This is a genomic window from Acidithiobacillus sp. TH-A35, from assembly GCF_057473505.1.
The window spans coordinates 1-4355 of record NZ_JBYCKR010000068.1; the positions used below are offsets into that span (position 1 = coordinate 1).

The 4355-nt window shown below is 57.9% G+C and carries 3 protein-coding genes; all 3 read right to left on the reverse strand.

Annotation, left to right across the window (positions count from 1 at the left end):
- Positions 1 to 131: 131 nt before the first annotated feature.
- Positions 132 to 1967, reverse strand: a complete 1836-nt coding sequence (gene treZ, locus AC2VNK_RS02645; RefSeq protein ID WP_486882704.1) for a malto-oligosyltrehalose trehalohydrolase — start codon at positions 1965 to 1967, stop codon at positions 132 to 134.
- Complete coding sequence (gene glgX / locus AC2VNK_RS02650; RefSeq protein ID WP_486882705.1) at positions 1964 to 4096, reverse strand: glycogen debranching protein GlgX; 2133 nt, start codon at positions 4094 to 4096, stop codon at positions 1964 to 1966. The genes treZ and glgX overlap by 4 nt, the downstream gene beginning before the upstream one ends.
- 13 nt (positions 4097 to 4109) lie before the next feature.
- Positions 4110 to 4355, reverse strand: a 246-nt coding sequence (locus AC2VNK_RS02655; RefSeq protein ID WP_486882706.1) for a hypothetical protein, incomplete at its 5' end; no start/stop codon positions are given.

A 4355-nucleotide genomic window follows, 5' to 3' on the forward strand; every position in this document is an offset into this window, starting at 1 on the left:
CAAAGCTTTTAACAAGGCCAGCAAGGTGCCTTGAGGGACAACGTGTTTTCTTCCGACGACGTTGTGATAATGCTCCAGAACGCCATAGCTTTGGCACAGTGCACGGATCAGGTTTTTGTCGAAAGGCGCCTTCATGGGTATTGCTCCCCAGCGTCTTCATCCAGCAGACAGAGCACTCCCCAACCGGGGAGGCGTTTTTGTTGCAACAGGACTGTTGCCTCCTGTGGTTGCGCAAAGACCAACCGGCCTTTAGGAATCAGGTCCAAAAACAGGGGTTCAGGTGCCCATTGCCCGTAGAGAGAGAGTATGGCGCCGTCGGCCAAATGCCAGTGCACTGCCAGGCCGGTTTTTCCCAGAAGATGCCAAGTGCCGCTGTCCCCCGGGACTCCGGCGAGACGGAGCACAATCTCGTCCCTCCGGATCTGTAAAAGCCGGCGGTAATACTGTAACCAATCCGCGTGCGGGACGAGATTACGCTGTGTCCAATCCAGTGTGCTGGCGATAAAGGTCGATTCAGCACCAGGGTCTGGGATTTGCGCTGCTGTCTTCCCGGTGGAAAAATGCGCGAAAGCGGCAAATTCCCAGCGCCGTCCCTCCCGCACAGTTTGACTCAGTTCTTCACCGAAATCACAGAAGAACAGGAAAGGGCTGATGGCGCCGAACTCTTCCCCCATGAAGAGGAGCGGCACCGCTGGAGAGAGAAGTAACACTGCGACGGCAGCACGCAGGGCTGCGGCGGGGCAGAGGCAGGAGAGCCTCTCGCCCAGGGCGCGATTGCCAATCTGATCATGGTTTTGCAAAAAGTTGATAAAAGCGACGGGGGGCAGATAGGCGCTGGCTTCACCACGGGCACGATGGTCGCGATAGACAGAAGGTTGGCCCTGCCAGGCAAAACCCTCCGCCAGACAACGACCCAGATGATTGGTGGGCTGGTCGGAAAAATCCCTGTAATAGCCGTCCTTCTCCCCTGTCAGCAGCACATGCAGCGCATGGTGGAAATCGTCATTCCATTGGGCCCGATAGCCCCCTGATCCAAGATAGTGAGCAGCATTGTGATCATTTTCGAGCATCAGGTGGATCTGACGATCCTGCCCGGGTCCGGCGGCCACAGCGGCGGCGATTTCTTCCAGGATATCGGGATGGGAGTCGTCGCAGATGGCATGTACGGCGTCGAAACGCAGTCCATCAAAATGGTATTCCTCCAGCCAATACAGGGCATTATGCCGGAAAAAGTCGCGTACCACGCGGCTGTTCGGTCCGTCAAAATTGATGGCGGGACCCCAGGGAGTATGATGCCTTGGGGTGAAAAAATCCTCGGCATAGCGATGCAGCGCATTGCCCTCGGGGCCGAAGTGGTTATAAACCACGTCCAGGAAGACCATGAGCCCTTTGCCATGGGCGGCGTCCACCAGAGCCTTGAGATCTTCCGGCCCGCCATAAACGGCATCCGGGGCGAAAGGGAGCACGCCATCATAGCCCCAGTTCCGGCGGCCGGGAAAGTCTGCTAATGGCATAAGTTCCACCGCCGTAATGCCCAGATCTGCCAGATCATCCAGGCGTTCCATGGCGGCCCGGTAAGTCCCTTCGGGGGTGAAGGTCCCCACATGGAGTTCGTAGATCACGGTCTCATGCCACGGTCGACCCCGCCAACGGTCATCCTGCCAGGCGTAGGCGGCGGGGTCGATGACCAGCGACGGACCCTGGGCATCTTCGGGTTGATATCGGGAGGCGGGATCGGGGACGGCACTCCCGTCGGGCAGTAGGAACTGATAACAGACGCCGCTGCCTAGGCCCGGAGCGAAGTGGTGCCACCAGCCACCAGCCGCGCTCTCCATGGTGCGCCGTTTCTTGCCGCCCGCCCAGGACAGAACGATCTCCAACTGCTGCACGCGCGGCGCCCAAAGCCGAAAAAGGACCCCTTCCGCCTCCAACATTGCCCCAAAGGGCATGTCGTGGCGGCGGATCATTTTCTCATTCCTCCGTGATGCAGGAGGACGAGGGAACGCCCTTGCAGCGGATAGCTCTCTCCACTCTGCTGCACCCCTTTGGCCGCGCCGTCGTCCTGAGCGGTATCCAGCAGGAGTTCCCAGGATGATTTGTCATCAGGCAGCGACGGCAGAGTAAAGGGTATACCATCGTGAAAGGCATTCAGCAGGAGCAGAAAATCCTCGTCCTTTACCGGCCGACCCTGTGCATCCAGATCTGTGAGCTCCGTGCCCGCCAGGTATAAACCCAGGCAGTGTGCGTCACCTTCCTGCCAATCTTCGGCGTCCATTTCTCGTCCGTCGGGATGAAGCCAGATGACATCCATAGTCTGGTCTGGCGCTACGGCCTGGCCGCGGAAAAAATGCCGGCGTCGCAAGCTGGGATGATCCCGGCGCAACTGGATTATTTGTGTGAGGAAATCCAGTTGCTTTTGCTGCACTGCGTTGACGTCCCAACTCAGCCAACTCAAGGGGTTATCCTGGCAATAGACGTTGTTGTTGCCCTGTTGACTGTGGCTGAGTTCATCACCCGCCAGCAGCATGGGTACCCCTTGGGAGAACAGCAGACTGGCCAGAAGATTGCGCTGCTGCCGAGCGCGCAGGGCGTTAACCTCAGCGTTATCCGTCTCGCCTTCGGCGCCGCAATTCCAGAGAAGATTATTATCGCTGCCGTCCTGATTGTCATTCTGATTAGCTTCGTTGTGTTTTTCGTTGTAGCTCACCAGATCATGCAGGGAGAAACCATCATGGACGGTAAGGAAATTGATGCTGGCGGTGGGGCCGCGCCCGGCCCTGGTATACAAATCAGCGGAGCCGCCCAGACACGCGGCAAGTCCTCCCAGTTGTCCGTTGTCGCCTTTCCAGAAGGCCCGCAAAGTATTCCAGTAGCGGTCGTTCCACTCCGCGCAGCCGGGCGGAAATGCACCCAGTTTGTAACCACCTTTCCCCAGGTCCCAGGGCTCAGCAATGAGCTTGACCCGGGCGAGCACGGGATCCTGGAGCAGGATTTCGAAGAGTGGTCCCATGCGGTCGCCAGGACGGAAGGGGCGCGTCAGAGAAACGGCGAGATCGAAGCGGAAGCCGTCCACGTGCATTTCTTCCACCCAATAACGCAGGGAGTCCAGAATAAGCTGCGTGACCCTTGGGTGATCGGCATTGAAGGAGTTACCACAACCAGTGGTATCGGTGTAATAGCGGGGCTTATTCGCTACCAGGCGATAATAGGCGGCGTTGTCGATACCGCGGAAGCTGAGGGTGGGGCCCAATTGGTTGCCTTCGGCTGTATGATTGTAGACCACATCCAGAATCACCTCGATACCCGATTTATGGAGTGCCTTGACCATTTCCCTGAACTCGTCGATTTTACCGCTCGCCAGATACAGGGGATGGGGTGCGAAAAAGCCCAGGGAATTGTAACCCCAGTAGTTGCGCAGCCTACGCTCCACCAGATCGCGGTCATCTACAAAAGTCTGTATCGGCAACAATTCGATGGCGGTCACTCCGAGCTTTTGTAGGTGCCCGAGTATGGGCGCTGAGGCAAGGCCGGCACAGGTCCCGCGGAGGTTTTTGGGAACCTTGGGGTGCTGCATACTGAGCCCACGCACATGGGCCTCATAGATAACCGTGTCCGACCAGGGGGTGTGCGGCGGCCGGTCATCGCCCCAATCGAATCGGTTATCCACCACGGCTGCCTTGAGCATCTGTGGAGCATTATCCCGCTTATCTAACGACAGATCCGCTTTGACGTTGCCGATGCGGTAGCCGAAATGCGCGTCATTCCAGTCCAGTGTGCCCACAATCGCCTTGGCGTAGGGGTCCAGCAGAAGTTTGTGGGGATTGCAGCGTTGACCCTGTTCGGGTGCATAGGGACCATATACCCGGTAGCCATAGACAAGGCCGGGCTTAGCATCAGGCAGATAGCCGTGCCAGATTTCGTTACTTTTCTCGGGTAGGGGGAGTCGATGCGTCTCCCGCTCCCCCTGAGCATCGAACAGACAGAGTTCCACGCGCTCGGCCTGCCCGGAAAAAAGCGCAAAATTGATTCCATTGCCATCCCATTCTGCGCCTAATGGATAGGAATGACCCGGCCACAGTGCAGGTTTCCTTTTCATTTTTGCACGCCCTTCATGTCAAAGCAGCCCAAATAGCGTCGCCGGGTGTTTGTTCAGGTGCAGCGTCCATACTGGCCAAAAGAATCTGTAGGGTGCTGCGCAGGGAATCTTCTTGCAGTGGCTCTAGGAGCTCAGGGATGCCGTCCAGGAGACGCTCCCAAAGCGCCAGTTCCAGGAGACTTTCCCGGAGAAATACGTCTGCCGGATAAAACGCGGCCCCCGTCGCCACCTCGTTATAGGCGTGTGTGAAGGCGTCCAG

What these genes read in the sequence shown, in the direction of transcription:
- treZ (WP_486882704.1), bottom strand. Translation starts at nt 1,967, where the DNA reads ATGATCCGCCGCCACGACATGCCCTTTGGGGCAATGTTGGAGGCGGAA.
- glgX (WP_486882705.1), bottom strand. Translation starts at nt 4,096, where the DNA reads ATGAAAAGGAAACCTGCACTGTGGCCGGGTCATTCCTATCCATTAGGC.